This window comes from Rhizobium sp. Leaf306 (assembly GCF_001423425.1).
GTDB lineage: Bacteria > Pseudomonadota > Alphaproteobacteria > Rhizobiales > Rhizobiaceae > Neorhizobium > Neorhizobium soli.
This window is the reverse complement of record NZ_LMNX01000001.1, coordinates 807,029-826,568: the sequence shown is the minus strand read 5'-3', so window position 1 is coordinate 826,568 and position 19,540 is coordinate 807,029. Positions and strand designations below refer to the sequence as shown.

12 protein-coding genes are annotated in these 19,540 nt (G+C 60.2%); all 12 read right to left on the bottom strand.

What is annotated here, in order from left to right; genetic code table 11:
- Positions 1-89: 89 nt before the first annotated feature.
- Entirely contained in the window at positions 90-545 is a 456-nt protein-coding gene (locus ASG19_RS03885) for a hypothetical protein (RefSeq protein ID WP_062453827.1), read from the bottom strand.
- A 4-nt stretch (positions 546-549) separates the two neighbouring features.
- Positions 550-1,632 carry a flagellar biosynthesis protein FlhB gene (flhB, locus tag ASG19_RS03880; protein ID WP_062453826.1) on the bottom strand — a complete coding sequence of 361 codons (1,083 nt, stop codon included), beginning with the start codon at positions 1,630-1,632 and terminating at the stop codon, positions 550-552.
- Positions 1,633-1,786: 154 nt separating this feature from the next.
- On the bottom strand, positions 1,787-8,623 hold the full coding sequence (locus ASG19_RS03875; RefSeq protein WP_062453825.1) for a hypothetical protein: 6,837 nt from the start codon (positions 8,621-8,623) through the stop codon (positions 1,787-1,789).
- Between the two features lie 107 nt (positions 8,624-8,730).
- Positions 8,731-10,782: a glycosyl transferase gene (locus tag ASG19_RS03870; protein WP_062454874.1), complete on the bottom strand. Its 2,052-nt coding sequence runs from the start codon at positions 10,780-10,782 to the stop codon at positions 8,731-8,733.
- A gap of 215 nt (positions 10,783-10,997) precedes the next feature.
- Positions 10,998-11,861: a hypothetical protein gene (locus tag ASG19_RS03865; RefSeq protein ID WP_156466400.1), complete on the bottom strand. Its 864-nt coding sequence runs from the start codon at positions 11,859-11,861 to the stop codon at positions 10,998-11,000.
- A gap of 29 nt (positions 11,862-11,890) precedes the next feature.
- The gene (locus ASG19_RS03860; RefSeq protein WP_244476110.1) at positions 11,891-12,514 is read right to left on the bottom strand and encodes a hypothetical protein; all 624 of its coding nucleotides are present in this window, start codon (positions 12,512-12,514) and stop codon (positions 11,891-11,893) included.
- Positions 12,453-13,949 carry a hypothetical protein gene (locus tag ASG19_RS03855; protein WP_156466399.1) on the bottom strand — a complete coding sequence of 499 codons (1,497 nt, stop codon included), beginning with the start codon at positions 13,947-13,949 and terminating at the stop codon, positions 12,453-12,455. The genes ASG19_RS03860 and ASG19_RS03855 overlap by 62 nt, the downstream gene beginning before the upstream one ends.
- 659 nt (positions 13,950-14,608) lie before the next feature.
- Positions 14,609-15,760, bottom strand: a complete 1,152-nt coding sequence (gene glf / locus ASG19_RS03850; protein ID WP_062453821.1) for a UDP-galactopyranose mutase — start codon at positions 15,758-15,760, stop codon at positions 14,609-14,611.
- Positions 15,761-15,985: 225 nt separating this feature from the next.
- Positions 15,986-17,023, bottom strand: a complete 1,038-nt coding sequence (gene fliG, locus ASG19_RS03845) for a flagellar motor switch protein FliG (protein WP_062453820.1) — start codon at positions 17,021-17,023, stop codon at positions 15,986-15,988.
- Positions 17,024-17,051: 28 nt separating this feature from the next.
- Complete coding sequence (gene fliN, locus ASG19_RS03840; protein ID WP_062453819.1) at positions 17,052-17,648, bottom strand: flagellar motor switch protein FliN; 597 nt, start codon at positions 17,646-17,648, stop codon at positions 17,052-17,054.
- A gap of 55 nt (positions 17,649-17,703) precedes the next feature.
- Positions 17,704-18,642, bottom strand: a complete 939-nt coding sequence (locus ASG19_RS03835) for a FliM/FliN family flagellar motor switch protein (RefSeq protein ID WP_062453818.1) — start codon at positions 18,640-18,642, stop codon at positions 17,704-17,706.
- 2 nt (positions 18,643-18,644) lie between these two features.
- Positions 18,645-19,517 carry a flagellar motor stator protein MotA gene (motA, locus tag ASG19_RS03830; RefSeq protein WP_062453817.1) on the bottom strand — a complete coding sequence of 291 codons (873 nt, stop codon included), beginning with the start codon at positions 19,515-19,517 and terminating at the stop codon, positions 18,645-18,647.
- Positions 19,518-19,540 lie beyond the last annotated feature (23 nt).

Genomic DNA, 19,540 nt, shown 5'->3' with positions numbered 1-19,540 from the left:
CCGCTTGATTCGGCAGTCAAATGCCGAATCAAGCATATGTACCAGAGACCCGGTTAAGCGGAGCTTTACGATCCGCGGTACGACGCCTTTTAGTTCGCCGTGGCGGCCATGCCGGCCAAACCGCGCATGGACGGTACGAAGGCTGCGTCCTGAAGACTGCGCTCGAGAAACCGGGTGTTCTCGTCAGGATTGGCCGAGGGCGAAAGGAAGCTGATGTAGTTGATTTCGACGCTCGCCTTTTCGGCCTGAAGCGTCAGCTGAGCATGGATCGTCACGCCACGCGGCTTGATCTCCAGGTCCAGCGTGACCGATGGGTGCGTATCCCAGTCGAGATGATAGTCGCCACCGACGCCGAAATTCACGGTGCCGGGATGGAAATACAGCTCGGCCGCCGAAGAGACGAGGTCCGAGATATTGGCATGATACTCAAGCCGCAAAAGCGAAATGAGATCGGCCGCATCGATGAGCCGTAATTCGGATGCAAGCGGGCCGATGGCCTTTGCGAGAATTTCTTCACGTACGGCGGAATAGGAGCATTTTTTCATTCTGTCAGCGCATCCGTTTGTTCTGACGACGTCCCGCATAGATCCGATGGATCAGTTCAGCGACCGCCTTATAAAAAACCGATGGGATGACGCTATCAACCGAGACTTGCGCAAACATGGAACGGGCGAGCGGCGGGTCTTCAAAAATCGGTATTCCGTGTTCCTGAGCAATTTCGCGGATTCGCATCGCAATCAGGTCCTGGCCCTTGGCAACCACGACCGGAGCTTCCGATTCCTGCGCGACATAGCGCAATGCGATCGCATAATGGGTCGGGTTGGTGATGATCAGTGTGGCGCGCGGAACGCTGTTGATCATGCGCCGCCGGGCGCGATCACGGGCAATCGAACGCTGCCGCGCCTTGACGAAAGGGTCGCCCTGCGACTGCTTCATCTCGTCCTTGATTTCCTGCTTGGTCATCCGAAGCTCGGTAAACCAGTGGAACCGCGTCCAGGCGATATCCAGTGCTGCAACCAGAAACGTACAGGCCAGGACGACGATGATCATCTTCTTGATGATTCGCGCCAGAATGGGAAAAAGCGTCTGCGGGTCGGAAAAGATCGAATCGAGCAGTTTGAAATACTCGTTGCGCAGCGACAGGTACATGATGATGCCGGCGGCGACGATCTTGATCAGCGATTTGCCGAAATGGACCATGCCCTGCATCGAGAAAAGTCGCTTGAACCCGGACATCGGCGAGATCCGGTTCCACTGCGGCCTGATTCGTTCGAGAATGAACGACGGCATGTGCTGACCTGCCGACGCAAGCAACCCGAAGCCCATGAACAGGACGGCTGCCGGAAGCATGAAATAAGCGCTCTGAAGCAGCACATAGGCGCAGAGCGACACCAGGTCCGCGCTCGAATCGATGCGCCACTGTTCGGGGCGTTCGACCAGATCTTTAAGAACCTCAGCCAGATGCGCGGTATTTTGCGGGAGGAAGAAGATCAGGTAGATGTAGAAGGCAAGCGTCGAGGCGAAGATCGCCACCTCGGACGAGATCGCGATGTTGCCCTTGTCCATCGCGTCCTGGATTTTTTTACCAGTCGGGTCTTCGGTTTTGCTGTCTTTATCCTGATCGTCGGACAAGAGCCAACTCCTGCTTCATCGGCAGCAAGCTTAGCAGAAGCACGGCGCGGTGGCATCTGTCCGCCCGTGCCGCGCCGCAAGGTTTGCCGGTTTCTCACAGATGCTTTGAACCCAACGGCCGTCGAGCGGTTCACCGCGACGCGGTGAACCTTACTTACGCGACATAGCGGGCGATCACGGCGGAGATCTGGTCCGGGCTCAACGATCCCATCTGCGTATCGATCAACGCCGCAAGCTGGTCGCTCGTCAGATGCGAGATGTCTGCCGTCGATATGCCAGAGATCCCCGAGGCGCTGATGAGCGAGATGTCTTCGGCCGAGAATGTCGCAAGGCCCGCATCCGTCAGTGCGGAAATCTGTGCCGACGTCATCGCGTTGACCTGCAGCGGTGTGAGGGCCTCTGCCTGTGCCGTGGTGAGCGACGCGATGACCAGCGTGCTCAAGCTTGAGATCGCACCGGTGCTGAAGGCGGCAATCTCCTCGGTGGTGAAGCCGAGAATATCGTCGGCGCCGATGCCCGACGCCTGAAGCGCGCCCAGCGCCCCGACCTGATCGACCGACAATGCGGCGAGCTGATCGGTGCTCATGGCGACAATCTGGTTGTAGCCGAGGCCGGCCACCTGGCTGGTCGTCAGCGCGCCGATCTGGATCGTGGAAAGACCTGCGATGATGCTGACCGGCAGTCCCTTGATCGAAGTCGGGTTGAGAACGGCCAGCTCTTCGAGTGTGAACGTGCCGAAGTCGTCTGCCGAAATCCCCCCAAGTCCGTTGGCGCTGAGGCCCGCAAGCTGTTCGGTCGAAAGCGCGTCGATCTGCTGCGAACTCATGGCGTCGATCTGCAGGCTTGTCAGGCCGCCGACGCTTCCGGCACTCAGAGAAGCAATCTGATCGTTAGAAAGCGCGGCAATAAAGCCGGTCGAAAGGCCCTTGATTGCGGATGAGCTGATCGCTGCCAGATCCGCCGTCGAGAAGGTCTCGAAATCTTCCGACGAGAGCCCCATCAGCGCGCCGGAACTCAGCGCCGCAATCTGGCTCGTCGTGAACGCGTCGATCTGCTCGGTATTGAGAGCCGCGATCTGAACACTGCCGAGACCGGAAATGCCGCCGGCACCGATCGCCGCGATCTGTTCGACCGAGAGTGCTGCGATATAGTCTGTGCCGAGCGAGGCCATCTGCTTGGAGGTCAGGGCGCCGACCTGGTCGGTCGTCAGCGCTTCCAGGTGATCGACGCTGATGGCGTTGATCTGGCTGGTGGAGAGACCCGAGATCGCAGCCGGGCTCAAGGCCGCGATCTGCTCCGTCGTGAAGGCGCCGATCGTTGCCGTCGAAAGTCCGCCGACGCTGGCCGAGCTGATGGCCGCGAGTTGCTGGCTCGAGAGAACGGCGAGATCGCCGGTGTCGAGCGCTGCAATCTGCTTGGACGTGAAGACCGCGATCTGCGTGGTCGTCAAAGCTTCGATCTGCATCGAACTCAAGACGGCGATCTGCGCCGTCGAAAGTCCTGCAATGCCGCCGGTACCGAGCACGGAGATCTGCTCGACCGAAAACGCCGACAGCATTGCTGTGGAAAGGCCAGGCATCGCCTTCGAACTGATCGCGGCAATGTCACTGGTCGAGAACGATTCGATATCGTCCTGGCCAAGCGCGGCAAGCTGTGTGGATGTGAGCATGCCCACCTGATCGGAGGTGAATGCCTCCACCTGATCGACCGTCAAGGCGGCAATCTGGGTCGCCGAGAGGCCTGATATCGCGCCTGTGTTGAGCGCCGCGATATCGTTCGGAGACAGCATCGCCAGATCGTCCGTGCCGAGCACCGCAAGCTGGCGGGACGTCATCACCGAGAACTGTGCAGTCGTCAGGGCTTCCACCTGCAACACGCTCAAGGCATTGATCTGGGCGGTCGACAGGCCTGCAATGCCGTCGGCGCTCAAGGCCGCGATACGGTCGGTCGAAAGTGCCGCAATCATCGACGTCGAGAGGCCGGGCACGGCTTTGGACGTGATGGCGGCGATGTCTGCAGTCGAGAATGTCTCGATGTCGTCAAGGCCGAAGGCTGCGATCTGGCCTGAGCTCAAGGTCGCGATCTGGCTGGATGTCAGTGCCTCCGACTGGCTCGTGCTGAGTGCTGCGATCTGCAGCGTCGAGAAAGCGGCGATCACCGACGGGTTGAGCGCCGAAATGTGATCGGCCGAGATGGCCAGAATGTCGTCGGTGCCGAGCGCTGCCACCTGCCTCGATGTCAGAGCCGAAAGCTGGCCGGTGGTGAGTGCGCCGACCTGATCGGTGCTCAGAACGTTGATCTGGGCCGTTGTCAGCCCGGCAATGCCGCCGGTGCCGAGTGCAGAGATCTGATCGGCGGAGAAGCCTGCAATCGTCGCTGTCGAGATCCCCTGCATGGCCGACGAACTGATCGCCGAAAGATCGCCGGTGCTGAATGTCGCCAGATCGTCCGTGCCAAGCGATGCGATCTGCGTCGAACTCAGCATGGCAACCTGAACGGACGTCAGAGCTTCGACCTGATCGCTGCTCATGCTGCTCATCTGGGCCGTTGTCAGCCCCGCGATGGCGGCCGTGTTGAGCGATTCGATCTGATCGTGGGAGAAGGCAGCGATCCCGGATGTGCCGAGCGCCGAAATCTGCCGCGAGGTCAGGTTCTTGATTTGGCTCGTGGTCAGCGCAGACAACTGATCCGTGCTCATCGCCCCGACCTGAGCCGTCGTCAGGCCGGCGATATTGGCGGTGCCTAGCGCTTCGATCTGGTCTGCCGAAAAGCCCGCGATGGTCGCGGTCGACAGACCCTGCATCGCAGCCGAGCTGATCGCGGCGATATCAGCTTCCGAGAAGGTCGAAAGATCGTCGGCGCCAAGCGCTGCAATCTGCGATGAACTGAAGGCGCCAACCTGGGTCGCAGTGAAGGCCTCGACCTGAGCGGTGCTAAGGATGCTGATCTGCGCGCTCGAAAGCCCCGTAACGCCGCCCGAACTCAGAGCGGCGATCTGGCCGGCCGAAAGGGCCGCGACATCTTCCGTATCCAGCGCTGCGATCTGCTTGGAGTTGAGAACCGCAATCTGGGACGATGACAGCGATCCGATCTGGTCGCTTGTCAGAGACTGGATCTGCTTCGTCGACAGCCCGGACAGTCCGGCTGCACTCAGCGCTGCGACCTGATCGGTGGTCAGTGCTGCGATCACGGCGGTCGAAAGCCCGACGATGAGGTCGGAGCCGATCGCTGCAATATCCTGCGTCGAGAATTTGCCGATATCGGCAGTGTCGAGCGCCGTCGCCTGCCGGGAATTGAGGGCCGCGACCTGCTTGCTTGTCAGCGCCTCGATCTGCGCCGAGTCCATGGCGTCGATCTGCCTGGTGCTGAGACCGGCTATGCCGGCTGTGCTGAGCGAATCGACCTGGTCGACCGACAGTGCCGCGATCATGTCGGTGGAGAGGCCGGCAATGGCGTCCGAGCCGATCGCGGCGATATCTGCGGTGGAGAATGTGGCGATATCGTCGGTGCCGAGCGCTCCAAGCTGCTTGGAGCTGAGCGCGCCGACCTGCGAGGCCGTCATGGCTTCGACCTGCGCCGTGCTCAACGCACTCAGCTGGCCGGTCGAAAGCCCGGCGACACCCGCCGCGCTAAGTGCCGCGATCTGGGAGGTCGTCAGCACGGTCACGTCGCTGGCGCCGAGAGCACCGACCTGCGCCGAGGTCAGTGTCGCGAGCTGCTTCGTGGTGAGGACCGAAACCTGGTCGGATGTCAGCGCATCCACCTGTTTCGTCGTCAGTCCGGAAATGCCGTTCGTGCTGAGCGCCGCGATGGCTGCGGTCGAAAGAGCAGCGATCACCGATGTTGAAAGCCCGGCAACCGCGCTGGAGCTGATCACGCCGAGGTTCTTGGCGGAAAACGCCTCGATATTGTTGGAGATGATCGCCACGATCTGCGACGAGCTCAGAACCGCAGCCTGGCGGGTGGACAGCGCTGCGATCTGATCCGAGGAGAGCGCGGCAATCTGGCTCGTGGTCAGGCCGACAACACCGGTGGAACTGAGTGCGTTCACCTGGCTCGAGGAAAGAGCGGCAATATCTGTAGTCTCAAGAACAGAGACCTGCAGCGAGGTCAGCGCCGACACCTGCTTCGTGGAAAGGATCGCGATCTGACCAGCGCTCAGGGCATCGACCTGCCGTGTCGTCATGCCGGAGATACCGGCTGTGCTGATCGCCACGATCTTCTCGCTCGACAGGCTGGCGATCGTTGACGTGGACAGACCCGAAATTGCGCCCGAACCGATCGCCGAAATCTCCTTGGTCGAGAATGTCGCGATGTCGTCGGTCCCGAGTGCAGCAAGCTGCGAGGATGTGAGTGCACCGATCTGATTGGAATTCAGCGCTTCGGCCTGATCAACCGACAGAACGGCGAGCTGTCTGGTGCTGAGACCCCCAACGCCGGAGGCGCTTAGGGCTGCGACCTGCATGGAAGATAGCCGTGCGATGTCGGCGGTATCAAGCGCTGCGACCTGCGTCGATGTCAGGGCCGCCATCTGCTTGGAGCCGAGCACCGTGATCTGTGCGGATGTGAGAGCCTCGACCTGATCGACGCCAAGCGCTGCCACTGCGGAGGCGCTCAGTGCGGCGACCTGCGCCGTGGAGAGAACCGCAATGTCGCTCGCGCCGAGCGCTGCGATCTGTGTCGGTTTCAGGGCGGCGATCTGCTGGGTGCTCAACGCTCCGATCTGGGATGTCGCAAAAGCTGCGATCTGGCCTGTACCGAGTGCCGCCAGGGCACCTGTCCCAAGCGCTGCGATCTGGCTTGCGGAGAGCGACGAGATCGCATCCTCCGACAGCCCGCCAACCGCGCTCGATCCGATTGCTGCAATATCGAGCGTTGAGAAGGTGGCGATGTGATCATCGTCGAACGCCGAGAGCTGTTTCGACGACAGGGCGCCGACCTGTGCCGACGTCAGGCTTTCGGCCTGCCGGGTCGACATTGCACCGATCTGGTCCGCGACCAAGCCCTTGATGGCACCTGTTGACAGTGCTGCCACCTGGTTCGTCGACAGTGTCGCGATACCGTCTTCCGTCAGCGCAGAAACCTGCTTGGAAGACAGGACCTTCACCTGAGCCGCCGAAAGCGTAGCCACCTGATCCGTCGACAGTGCCGCAATCTGCTGCGTGCCGAGGTTGGCAATCGCGCTCGTCCCGAGAGCGGCGATCTGCGCTGTCGTGAGTGCCGCAATGATATCGGTGCTGAGGCCGCCGATGCTTTTGTTGGTGAGCGTCGCGATTTCTGCGGCCGTAAACGTCGCGATTGCCTCGGGGGAAAGCGCTGAAAGCTGTTTCGAGGTCAGTGCCGCGATCTGCAGGGTGGATAGGATATCCGCCTGCTCGGCCGAAAGGCTGGCGATCTGGGTTGTCGAAAGCTTGGCGATCGCACCCGTGCCGAGAGCCGCGACCTGGCTGATGGAAAGTCCTGCGATCGCATCCGAACTGAGGCCGCCGATACCCTTGCTGCTGATCGCGGCGATTTCGGCGGTGGTAAAGGTCGCGACTGCCTCCGGCGACAGTGCGGCAAGCTGCTTCGAGCTCAGCGCCTTGATCTGGACCGAAGACAAGGCCTCGGCCTGTTCGACCGAAAGGGCGGCAATCTGGTCCGTGCCGAGGTTGGAAATGGCGGACGTGCTGAGCGAAGCGATCTGTCCGGTTGTCAGCGCGGCAATGTTCTCGACGGTCAGCCCCGCAATGCCACGATTGCTGATGGCAGCGATATCGTCGGTCGAGAAGGTGGCGATTGCCGAATCGCTGAAGGCTGCGATCTGCGATGAGGTCAGGGCCTTTACCTGGACCGAGGAGAGGGCTTCCGCTTGATCTTCGGAAAGTGCTGCAATCTGAACCGTCGAAAGCTTGGCAACGGTCGCGGTTCCGAGTGCTGCAATCTGCTGCGTGGAAAATTCGGCTATGGTCCCCGTGCTGATTGCGGTGATCTGCGTTGCGCTGAGCGCTGCGATCTGCGCTGTTGCCATGGCAGTGAACTGATCGACCGAGAGCGCTGCCACCTGCGTTGCCGAAAGCTTCGCAACCGTCCCCACGGTCAGGGCGGCAATCTGCTGTTCGGACAGGGCTGAGATCACGTCGGTTGTCAGACCGGAGACCCCCTTGCTGCTGATCGATGCGATGTCCGCCGTCGAAAACGTTTCGATCGCCTCTGCGCTCAGAACCGCGAGCTGGATCGAGGTCAGCGCTTTTACCTGGACCGAGGATAGCGCTTCGGCCTGGTCGATGGACAGAGCAGCAATCTGATCGGTGTTGAGACCGACGATCGCCCTTGTGTTGAGCGCCGCAACCTGATCCGTCGACAGCGCCGCGATATCGTTGCTGGTCAATGCGCCCATTTGCGACCCGCCGAGAGCGGCAATCTGGATTGTCTTCAGCGCTGCAAGGTGATCGGCGGAAAAGGCATCGATCTGGCTCGTGGCCAGATTGGAAATCGCCGCTGTGTTGAGCGCTGCAACCTGTTCTTCCGACAGTGCGGCGATCAGCGTCGATGTCAGGCCGCGCACACCTTTCGCGCTGATCGCAGCCATGTCGGCGGTCGAAAATGTTGCGATCTCGTCGGGTGTAAGGGCCGCGATTTGTTCCGAGGTGAGGGCGCCGACCTGGACGGAGGTCAGAGCCTCGGCCTGATCGTCCGAAAGGCTGCTGATCTGTGCGGTCGACAGTGAGGAAACCTGTCTCGTGCTCAGGCTGGCGATTTCGTTCCCGTTGAGAATGGACAACTGGTCCAGCGTCAGGCCGATGATCGCATTTTGCGAAATGGCATTGAGCTGCACCGTGTTCATCACGTCGACGTCTTCGACATCAAGGGCCGCAATCTGCGAGGACGACATCGCAGCGATCTGCTTGGTCGAAAGCGATGCGACATCTTCCGTGGTCCACGCAGCGACGCTTGCCGTTGAGAGGGACCTGACCTGAGAGGCACTCAGGGAGGAAATGGTCGAGGTCATACGCTATGATCCTTGATGCGGCATTTGATTTTAAAAATGGATTTTGAGCCTTTGAGACTGCCGAAAACCCGGACGCTCTCGATCGAGAACAGCCGGGTCAGGACAGTTCAGCCCTTGTTTTGTTTCCAGAAACGGTCGTCGTAGGGAATCGGCGCATATTCGTTCTGATATGCCAGCTTCGATGTGTAGCGCTTCCGGTAGGCATCGGCAGTTTCGAACTCGATCCCCTCGAGAACGAGCTCCGCGCCGACTTCGTAATAGATGTCGAGATTGCGAAGATCAGGCACCGGCGTCTCCCCACGCTCGGCCTCGCCCTGCATCTGCCAGTAGAGTTCTTCCAGCCGACGCGCGAGGCCGGGCATGTCCCGAAGCGCGCTCGTGTCGCGCTTGTCCCAGAGCGACGTTCTGATCTCGCGCAGGCTCTCGCGGTCATGCGCAAAGCCGATGGCGCGCGCGACATACTCCTCCGGTGTGGCGCAGATCATCTCCGGAATGCCGGCGGCGGCAACAATGCTGCCGCAGAACCGCGAGGCAAAGCCGTTGCCCGACACAGTGAGGATCGGAAGACCCATGGTAATGGCGTCCGACGCCGTCGAATGCGCGCCGTAGGGGAATGTATCGAGGAAGAGATCGGCACAGGCGATGCGGGCAAGGTGATTGGCGTTCGGCGCTTTCGGCGCGAAGATCAGCCGTTCTGCCGCGATCCCCTGCTTCTCGGCCAGCTGGCGCAGCCGCACATTGGCATCCTCGTCCCCCGCGAGCAGCCAGAGGACGCTGCCGGGCGTTGCCGACAGGATCTTCATCCAGCGATTGAAGCAGTCCGATGTGATCTTCTGCATGCCGTTGAAGCAGGCATAGACGAAGGCGCCGTCCGGCAGTCCGGCATCGATGCGGCTCGGCGTCGGGGCGATTACGCGCTTGCGGTCGATCGGCTGGTTGCAGGCGATCCGCAGCACCTTCTCCGTATAGAAGATCTCGTTTTCCGGCGGCACGATGTGACCGTCGGCAATCATGTACTGGTGGAACGGGCTGCCGATCGATCCCGGATAGCCGCAGAAATTGACGATGACCGGTGCCGGACGGTAGGCGAATATTTTCGCACGGGCCATTTTCGTATAGCCGTTGACGTCGATCAGGATATCGATCTCGTCGGCGCGGATCGTCTTCGCCGCTTCCGCATCGCCAAGTGCCGCAATATCGCGCCACTGGTCGGCGACCGCCTTGATGCGGTCCTGCGTCGCGTCATTGGTGCGGGCCTCGCCGCAATAGTAGGCGTAGATCTCGACGCTATCCTTGTCGTGCAACTCGAGCACTTCGCGCAATGCGAAACCGACGGCATGGTCGCGAAGGTCTGATGACAGGTAACCGATGCGCAGGCGCTGGCCGGTTCCGGTCTTCTTCTTAGGAGCCTTGCGCAGGAAGGCACTGAGGTCGAACGGCCCGCCGATAAGCTGCTTGCTGTAGCGATAGGCCTTGGCCAACTGGAACATCGGATCGTCCGAATAGCACGACAGCGTCAGCGGCGACATGGCATCGAGAAGCTGGCGCGGCGTCACATGCGGCGATGTCGTGGTCAGAACCGGCCATTTGCACTGGCGCTGGCGAATCGAACTCCAGTGCTGGCCGGCCTCCGTCTTGTTTGGCTGCAGTTCGATCGCCTGCCACAGGATGGATTCCGCATCATCCAGCCGACCCGCGTTTTCGAGCACGCGGCCAGTATGCTGCATGGCCATCAGGCGGTTGTTGATGCGGTCAGGAATGACTTCGTCGGTCAGATCGATATAGGTGCGCCATTTCTGGAGTGCCTGATTGATGAGGCCGGAATCTTCGAGCGTACGTCCCAGATTGATGTGGGCCGGGCCGAAAAGCGGATCGAGCCTGTTGGCCGCCTGCAAGGCGAGAATGGCGCCGGCATTGTCGCCCTGCTGTCGCAGCGTCACGGAGTAGTTGAAATAGGCGACATGCAAAAGCGGGTGGGTTTCGTTGAAGGCGGTCCACACCTTGTAGACCTCGACGGCGCGCGCCTGCTGGCCGCTGGAATTGAGCGCTTCTGCAACCTGGAACAGATCGCCGAGCGAGAGTTGCTGGTTCTGCGCCTTCTCCAGAATACTGGCGAAGGGCGAAGCCTGGGCAGTTGCAGGTGCGATATTGGCGTTCATGACCATCCCGTTCCAAGGCAGCGATGCTGACGATTGACGCACTCCACGCGTCTTATCCTTGTAATTATCGGGGTTAGCTTGCGTCGGGCTTGTTATTGCGGTCGCGAAGCAGGGTGAGGGCAATCCAGACTTGCATGCCCTGCGGTCAACCAAAAAGGCGGCGCAGCCTAAGCTGCGCCGCCTTTGATGATGGAGCGTATCGCCTTCGCTGGTCGTCAGACCGACGAGTATGCGGCAATGACAGCTGCGACCTGTTCGTCGCTCAGGGCCTGGATCTGACGCGAGTTCAGGGCATTGAGCTGTGTCGAGGCCAAGCCGGCAATGTCTTCTGTAGACAGGCCGGAGATGGACTTGGTGCTGATCGCGGCGATCTCGTCAGTCGAGAAGGCTGCAATTTCGTCGGTCGACATTGCGGCGATGCCGCCAGAGGTCAGACCGGCAATCTGCGAGCTGGTCAGTGCAGTAACCTGATCCAGGCTGAGCGCTGCAACCTGATCGGTTGACATGGCCGAGAGCACCTTGGAGCTCAGCGAACCGATGTCGGCCGTTTCGATTGCACCGATCGCGGCGGTGGACAGTGCCGAGATCTGCCTGGAGGTCAGCGCGCCGATCTGGGTGGAGCTGAGGGCTGCAACCGTATCAGTGCTCAGAGACGCGACCTGGTCGGTGGACAGGGCCGCAATCTGCTTGGAGCTCAGCGAACCAACGTTAGCGCTGAGAGCAGCAAGCTGATCCGTGGAGAGACCGGAGATTGCCTTCGTGCTGATGGCCGCGACTTCGTCAGTGGAGAAGGCTGCGATTTCGTCGGTCGACATGGCAGCGATGGCACCCGAGCTCAGGCCGGCGATCTGCGAGCTGGAGAGAGCCGTTACTTGATCGATACCGAGAGCTGCGACCTGGTCTGTCGACATAGCCGAAAGCTGCTTGGAGGTGAGGGCAACGACACTGGCGGTCGAGATTGCGCCGATCGCGTTGGTGGACAGAGCCGCGATCTGAGTGGACGTCAGTGCGCCGATCTGGTTGCTGCCGAGCGAAGCGATGACATCCGTGCTCATCGATGCAATCTGGGTAGTCGACATCGCCGAGATCTGCTTGGAAGTCAGGACAGTCACATCGGTCCCGAGGGCAGCCAGCTGATCCGTGGGCTGATGGCGGCGACTTCGTCAGTCGAGAAGGCTGCGATTTCGTCGGTCGACATGACAGCCATGGCACCCGAGCTCAGGCCGGCGATCTGCGAGCTGGTCAGGGCAGTTACCTGATCGACACTAAGAGCTGCGACCTGGTCTGTCGACATGGCCGACAGCTGCTTGGAGGAAAGGGCAACGATGTTGTCTGTCGCGATTGCGGCGATAGCGGCAGTGGACAGAACTCCGACCTGCGTGGACGTCATTGCGCCGATCTGGCTGCTGCCGAGTCCGGCGATGACGTCGGTGCTCAGCGATGCGATCTGCGCGGTCGACATCGCCGAGATCTGCTTGGACGTCATGGACGTGACGTCGGTGCCGAGGGCAGTAAGCTGATCCGTGGACAGGCCGGAGATTGCCTTGCTGCTGATCGCGGCAAGTTCGTCAGTGGAGAAGGCTGCAATTTCGTCGGTCGACATGACAGCGATGGCACCCGAGGTCAGCCCTGCGATCTGCGAGCTGGACAGAGCCGTCACCTGGTCGACATCAAGAGCTGCGACCTGGTCTGTCGACATGGCCGAAAGCTGCTTGGAGGTGAGAGCAACGATACTGTCGGTAGCAATCGCTGCGATGGAGCCGGTCGACAGAACCGCAATCTGAGTGGACGTCAATGCGCCGATCTGGCTGCTGCCGAGCGATGCGATGACATCCGTGCTCAGCGATGCGATCTGGGTGGTCGACATTGCCGAGATCTGCTTGGAGGTCAGGACAGTCACGTCGGTTCCGAGGGCAGCGATCGCTGATGGCGGCGACTTCGTCAGTCGAGAAGGCTGCGATTTCGTCGGTCGACATGACAGCCATGGCACCCGAGCTCAGGCCGGCGATCTGCGAGCTGGAGAGAGCCGTCACCTGGTCGACATCCAGAGCTGCAACCTGGTCTGTCGACATGGCCGAGAGCTGCTTGGAGGTCAGGGCGGCGATGTTGTCTGTCGCGATTGCGGCGATAGCGGCGGTGGACAGAACTGCGACCTGAGTGGATGTCAGCGCGCCGATCTGGCTGCTGCCGAGTCCGGCGATGACGTCGGTGCTCAGCGATGCGATCTGGGCGGTCGATAGTGCCGAGATCTGCTTGGACGTCAAGGAGGTGACGTTGGTGCCGAGAGCGGTCAAGTCGTCAGTGGAAAGGCCTGCAATGGCCTTGGTGCTGATAGCGGCGAGTTCGTCGGTCGTGAAGGCTGCGATTTCGTCCGTCGTCATTGCGCCGATTGCGTCGGAGCCGAGGCCGGAGATCTGAGAGCTGGTCAGCGCGGTGGTCCGGTCGAGATCAAGTGCGGCGATCTGGTCGGAGGACATCGCGGAGAGCTGCTTGGACGTCAGCGAGGAGATGGTGTCGGTCGCGATTGCGGCGATCGCGGCGGTCGACATAACGCCGATCTGGCTGGATGTCAGCGCAGCGACCTGGTCGGAACCGAATGCAGCGATCGTGGTGGTGCTAAAAAGTGCGATCTGGTCCGTGCTGAGCGCCGAGACCTGCTTGGAGGTGAGGGCCGACACGTTGCTGCCGAATGCAGCGAAATCGTCGGCGTCGAGAGCGACGATAGCCTTGGTGCTGATGGCGGCAATTTCGTCGGTCGTGAAGCTCGCAAGTTCATCCGTCGACATCACGGCGAGCGACGCGGAGCCGAGAGCCGCGATCTGCGTGCTGCTGAGCGCGGTTACCTGATCGGCATCGAGAGCTTCGATCTGGGTGGAGTACATCGCGGCGAGCTGCGAGGTCGACAGACCCTGCACATTGCCGGTCGAAAGGACACCAAGCTGGTCGGTCGACATGCCCAGCACCGCAGCGGCCGAGATGGCGCTGATCTGTGCGGACGACATGACCTCGAAGTCGCCGGTTTCGATCGCAGCGATCTGCGACGATGAAAGTGCTGCGATCTGAGTGGAGCTCAGAGCGGCGACGTCATCCGTGCTCAGCGACGCAATCGTCGTCGTGGACATCGCCTTGATCTGGTTTACGCTTAGAGATGATACGATAGAAGTCATTATGTGCGCCCTCGGAGTTGGTTGATCACGTACGCATTCCCCTGTCCCTGGCTGCGTAATGAACGAACAGTTCCTACAGCGACCCAGGCGCGCAAAGGCGCCTGCCGGCAATCATGCCCACGTAGCCGGGCGCACTCAGCGACCACAACTCGGACCTCATGACGGACGAAACAATATCAAGTGAGACATGGCTCCTGCGAGCCTGCGTATTGGAAGGGCATCATGCTTCCAGAGCTGTTCGACAGCTCTGACCCCCTACGCCGGTGGCCGAGAAAGATTCCATACAAAGCCTCCCCGCGTTGCGTCTGACGCATGGGGGAATGGGACCTGTGTTTGAACTTTCGCGATCACTAAAGATGTAACGGAGTACCGCTTAATTTTGGGTTAATGCCGAGCGAGACTTCAGGAGTTTACTACGCCCGGCAAGAACTCAATGGAACCTGATTTGCCGGTTCACTGTCGCAGGAAGCAGCGACCTAAAGTTCCACTGAATTGGCGGTCTTTTCGTCAGCGACGAACAGCATCGCGCAATCGAACCGCAAGATATTGTCGACGCGACAAAGTATAGCGCGGCCATTTTCACCAATTTCGGTGCAGCCATCCGTTTCCCGCAAATCCGGGCAACCCTTCTTGCAGACTATGCCACTGTTACATCGGCTCTACGGATCAACGAAAAACGCCCCGAGCGCGCCTTTCCCCTGCAGGGCGTTGATATAAGCGTCCCCCGTGTCCAGGGCCTCGCGGATCGTCACGTCCATGTCGAGGTAACGATAGGTGCCGAGCCTGCCGACGAATGTCACGTTCTGCTGCGTCCGGGCCAGCTCGACATAGCGCTCGAGCAAGGCCTTTTCGTCGGCCATGCGGATCGGATAGTAGGGGATGTCGCTTGGTCCGCAGGCGCGTGAATATTCCCGGTAGCAGATGCTCTTCTCATGGGTTTCCCAAGGCGAGAAATGCTTGTGCTCGGTAATCCGGGTATAGGGAATGTCGAGATCGCCGTAGTTCATCACGGCGCAGCCTTGGTAGTCGCCGTTGTAGCTGAAGCGATCGAAATCCAGCGTCCGATAGCCTAGCCGACCCAGTTCGAAGTCGAAGTAACCGTCAAGCGGTCCCGAATAGAAGACATGGTCGAATGACGCGGCATCTGGCCGGGTGAAACGGGTCCCGAGCCTGACATCGATTCGCTCGTGATTGAGGATGCGTTCGACCATTTCCGTATAGCCGTTCTCCGGCATGCCCTGAAAACGATGGAAGAAGTAGTTGTCGTCATAGTTGAAACGGACGGGCAGACGCTTCAAAATGCTGGCCGGCAGCTGGCTTGGCTCGCAGCCCCACTGCTTGACCGTGTAGCCCTTCAGGAACGCCTCATAGAGATCACGGCCGACGAATTTCAAAGCCTGCTCTTCGAACGTCTTCGGCTCACCGATGGACGTATCGGCCAGCGACGCAATAAACTGTCTTGCCTCGTCGGGTCGCAGCGTCTTGCCGAAGAATTGGTTGATCGTGTGCAGGTTGATCGGCAGCAGGAACACGCGCCCGCCACTGGTCGTCTTCACGCGGTTGACATAGGGCATGAAGGTCTGGAACCGGTTAACATAATCCCAGACCGGCTCATCGTCGGTATGAAAGATGTGCGGTCCGTAGACATGCACCATCACGCCCGTATCGCTGTCACGCTCGGTAAAACAGTTGCCGGCGATGTGGGCGCGCTCGTCGAGAACGACAGCGGAATGACCGGCCTCCGCAAGTTTCCTGGCGATGACGGCGCCCGACAATCCGGCTCCGACCAGCAATATGCGCTTATTCGACATCGATCTCTCCCAGTGGCATTCAGCATGTCGGCCCACGAAAGCGCGACATCTCCCCATACTCGTCCAGCTCGGCGAGCGCGAAAGCCTTAACCGATTCGCGGCGCTGCGAGCATAGTTTCCATCGTGTCCCGGCTATGCTTGACCGCATCCGAGATGGCGAAGGATAACAAAATGCCCGCACGAGGCGGGCATTTCGGTGTTGGATGCGTCCGGCAGCGGAGGCAATCAGGCCGCTTCGCTTGCCGGTGCTTCTTTTTCCTTGAGTTCGATCTGGCCGGAATTGGCAAGCCGGATCGCTTCCTGCGAGATCGCGCGGCGGGCAAGCGCCACTTCGCGCGGGTTGATCGTACCGCCGGCGGCAAGATCCGATTCGACCATGCGGCGCTGGCGTGGGCTGAGGCAGACGAGCACGGATTCGCGCATCGGTGCCGACGAACCTTTCAGCGCCATCGTCAGGATGTCGCCCGCGATATCGTTGAGCAGGATGACACGGCTGCGCTGCGGCATGACCATGAGATCTTCGAACAGGAAGATCTTCGGGCGAACCTTCTGGGCTGCTTCCTGGCTGACCTGTTCCAGTGATTCGAGCAGGGAATCGACCTGCGGCTTTTCGAGCTGGTTCATCAGGTCTGCAACCTTGACCGGGCCGGTCGAGTTCCGCTCGGCATCGATTTCGTTGACGAGATCGGCGATCCGCTTTTCGATGATCTGCACCGCCTGCGGATTGACGTTCTTCAGGTTCACCGCACGCTTCATGATGTCGGCACGCAGGCTTTCCGGCAGTTCGACCAGGATCTTCGCACCAAAGGCGGAAGGCAGCATCGAAAGGATGTAGGCGATCGTCTGCGGATGTTCGCGGCCGAGATACTTGCAGATGAACACCGGATCGGCGTCCTGAAGACGGTCCCAGAGACTGTCCTCGTAGGTCTGGAACGCGGTGCGTCTTCCCAGCAGTCCGTCGACCTCTTCCGGCGTCAGGCCTTCGTCGAGAATCTTTTCCATCGCCATGGCGTTGTCCATCAAACCTGTTCCCTCGGTGAACAGGTCTTCGAACTCGTTGACGAGAGTGGTCAGTTCGTCTGGCGGAATGGCGCGCAGGCTCTGCGCGGAGGCAATGATTGTCTGCAGTTCGGCTTGGGTAAAATACTTCAGCAGCTTACCTGCAACGCCCGTTCCCATTGCGAGCAGAACCGCAGCCGCTTTCTCTGCCTGAGAAAGCGGCTGGCCGGGCAGGTTGTCACTAAAGGTATCGAAGTCCATCATGGGCTTGTCCTAAAACGCTAAATTCATTTTAGCTCTTGGGAGCTCCTGACAATTCAGTGAGCTTTACGCCGAAGCGCGTATCGTCGTCTTCGAGAAGCGTGATTTCACCGCGGGCGATCAGGCGACCGTTCACGGTGATATCGACCGGCTCGCCGATTTTCTTGTCGAGCGTGATCGTCGTGCCTTCCTTGAGGCTCATCAGACCCTTGACCGGCATGCGGCTTGAACCGAGCACGATCTGGACATCGATCGGAATGTCCAAGATGAGGTCATGATTGGCCTCGAGGCTTTCACCATGCGTGTCGGATCCGAAGCTCGGCATCGCACTTGCGCCACCACCAAAGCTGCTGGCTCCGAAGTCGGACTTGCCAAGGTCGCCACCACCAAAATCGCTGCCGCCGAAATCGGTCGAGCCAAAGTCGCTCGTTCCGAAATCCGTCGAACCGAAGCTGTCGCTGCCGAAATCGGAGGCCGGTGACGCGAACGGATCGGCCGACAGCAGCGTGCCGTCCTCGTCCGCCTTCAATGCGCCACGCAGGTCGTCGATCGCGTGTTCCAGATCCAGGCTGCTCGAAGCGATCGGATCTTCAGTCAGTTCGTTTTTGACGGTCGTTTTTCTAGCCATGATCTATTATCCACATCGAAACTTGTCTGAAGCTGCCGGGCGCGGAGGCGCCGCGTCAATTATCGAGAATTTTTTTGAGTATATTGCCGTCTGGAGAGACGTTGGATTTTATCTTTACGGAATAGCTGTCGCCGGACCGGCCGAACTCGCAGCGGTAGATCAGTTTCCCGTTCGCATCCATATCGACCCCAATGTCGCCGATGTCTTCGAACGGTATGGTATCACCAGGCTTCAATCTGGCAATTGAGCCAAGCTTGAGCGGCGTGAGCTTGATGCGCGCGCAAAGATCGATCTGCGAGCGCAGCACGTGATCGGCAACGGCGTCGGCCGGCGCCGGAAGACTGTTTGCCAGTTGTCCGGAAGGACGGGTGATCGTCGTCTTCAGCAACACGCTTTGCGGAATGACGATCACGACCTCCCCCGTCAGCGATCCAAGCTTGACCTGAAGCCGGACCGCGGCTGCGAAACAGTCGGGGATCTCCAGCGATTGCCGGGCGTAGTCGGTGATCGGATAGCATGGCGACAGCACCGGCTCGAACTCCCCCTTGGGGCCGAGGCCGAGGCGAAGCACGCCCGCGATCCGCGAAACGAGCAGCGATGCGATATCGCCCTCGATAGACGTCAACGTGCGCGTGTCATCAGAAGGCTGGTCGGTATCGCCGAGCAGCTGCGCGATCATGGCGATCGGCAGGCTGTTCCGGGTGGCGAGCACGAAATGGGTACACCAGTTGCGCTGACTGGCGCTGACAAGCGTGTAACCCGCGCCAAGCCCCGCGATGACCTGAGAGCGCAGACCGGAGACGTGGCCGGCATATTCGACGCCGATGTCGAGCTGCATTTCCTCCTGGACGACATCGCCGAGAAGCTGGCATTGCAGGGCTGCAACATCGCTGCAGCAATGGGCAATCGTCTTCACGTCACCCAGGCTGCCTGTCAGCCGCGCAAGGACGATCGGGTCAATCGGCTTAGTGACTTCGCTCGACGGATTGTTCATCGTTAGGCCGCCTTGCTCTCACCACCGGGGTTCATCATCTCCTGCTCGACGGCGTCGATCGAAGGACGATCGCCGTTGCCGATGGTCTTGCGACCGTATTCGAGAGCGACCTGCGGTACGGAGCCGTTCATGTAGGCGATGAGCGTCTGCTTGACGATCGTGTAGAGGCGATGCTGCTTTGTGCGGACGACCTTGATCTGCGAGGTCAGCGGATTGCAAACGCAGTAGGAGAGAATGATACCGAGCATGGTGCCGACCAGTGCGGCGCCGATCAGTCCGCCCAGGACCTCAGGCGACTCGTTGATCTTGCCCATGGCCTTGATGACACCGAGAACGGCGGCGACGATACCGATGGCCGGGAACGAGTCACCCATTGCGGTAATCGCATGATAGGGCTTGAGCTTGTCGGACAGCATCGTCTCCAGCTCTTCGTCCATCAGCGCTTCGATCTCGTGGCTGCGGGCGTTGCCGATGATGATCAGGCGAACATAGTCGCAGATGAACACGGTCAGCTGCTTGTTTTTCAGAACCGTCGGAGCCGTCTGGAAGATCGACGATTCCTGCGGGTTGTCGATATGCGCTTCGATCTCGTTGCGCGGCTTGGTTCTGAGGTCGCGCATCAGTGCGTAGAGAACGCCGAGGATGTCGAGATATTCGCGCTCCTTGGGAACCGCGAACTTGAAGGCTTCACCCAGTGCCTTGCCGCTGTCTTTCACGACCTTGATCGGGTTGGCCATGATAAAGCCGCCCAGGCCTGCGCCGCCGATGATCACCAGCTCGAAAGGCTGGAACAGAACATTGAGATGGCCGCCCATGGCCATGAAGCCACCAAGCACGCAGCCAATAGTGATTATGAAACCCACAATGATCATCATTTTGATGTGTATCCGCCGTCATT

Coding starts and splice junctions, on each gene's coding strand:
- ASG19_RS03875 (WP_062453825.1), bottom strand. CDS start 8,623: ATGACCTCGACCATTTCCTCCCTGAGTGCCTCTCAGGTCAGGTCCCTC.
- motA (WP_062453817.1), bottom strand. CDS start 19,517: ATGATGATCATTGTGGGTTTCATAATCACTATTGGCTGCGTGCTTGGT.
- ASG19_RS03865 (WP_156466400.1), bottom strand. CDS start 11,861: ATGTCGACTACCCAGATTGCATCGATGAGCACGGATGTCATCGCTTCG.
- ASG19_RS03835 (WP_062453818.1), bottom strand. CDS start 18,642: ATGAACAATCCGTCGAGCGAAGTCACTAAGCCGATTGACCCGATCGTC.
- ASG19_RS03855 (WP_156466399.1), bottom strand. CDS start 13,949: ATGACTTCTATCGTATCATCTCTAAGCGTAAACCAGATCAAGGCGATG.
- fliN (WP_062453819.1), bottom strand. CDS start 17,648: ATGGCTAGAAAAACGACCGTCAAAAACGAACTGACTGAAGATCCGATC.
- fliG (WP_062453820.1), bottom strand. CDS start 17,023: ATGATGGACTTCGATACCTTTAGTGACAACCTGCCCGGCCAGCCGCTT.
- ASG19_RS03885 (WP_062453827.1), bottom strand. CDS start 545: ATGAAAAAATGCTCCTATTCCGCCGTACGTGAAGAAATTCTCGCAAAG.
- ASG19_RS03870 (WP_062454874.1), bottom strand. CDS start 10,782: ATGAACGCCAATATCGCACCTGCAACTGCCCAGGCTTCGCCCTTCGCC.
- glf (WP_062453821.1), bottom strand. CDS start 15,760: ATGTCGAATAAGCGCATATTGCTGGTCGGAGCCGGATTGTCGGGCGCC.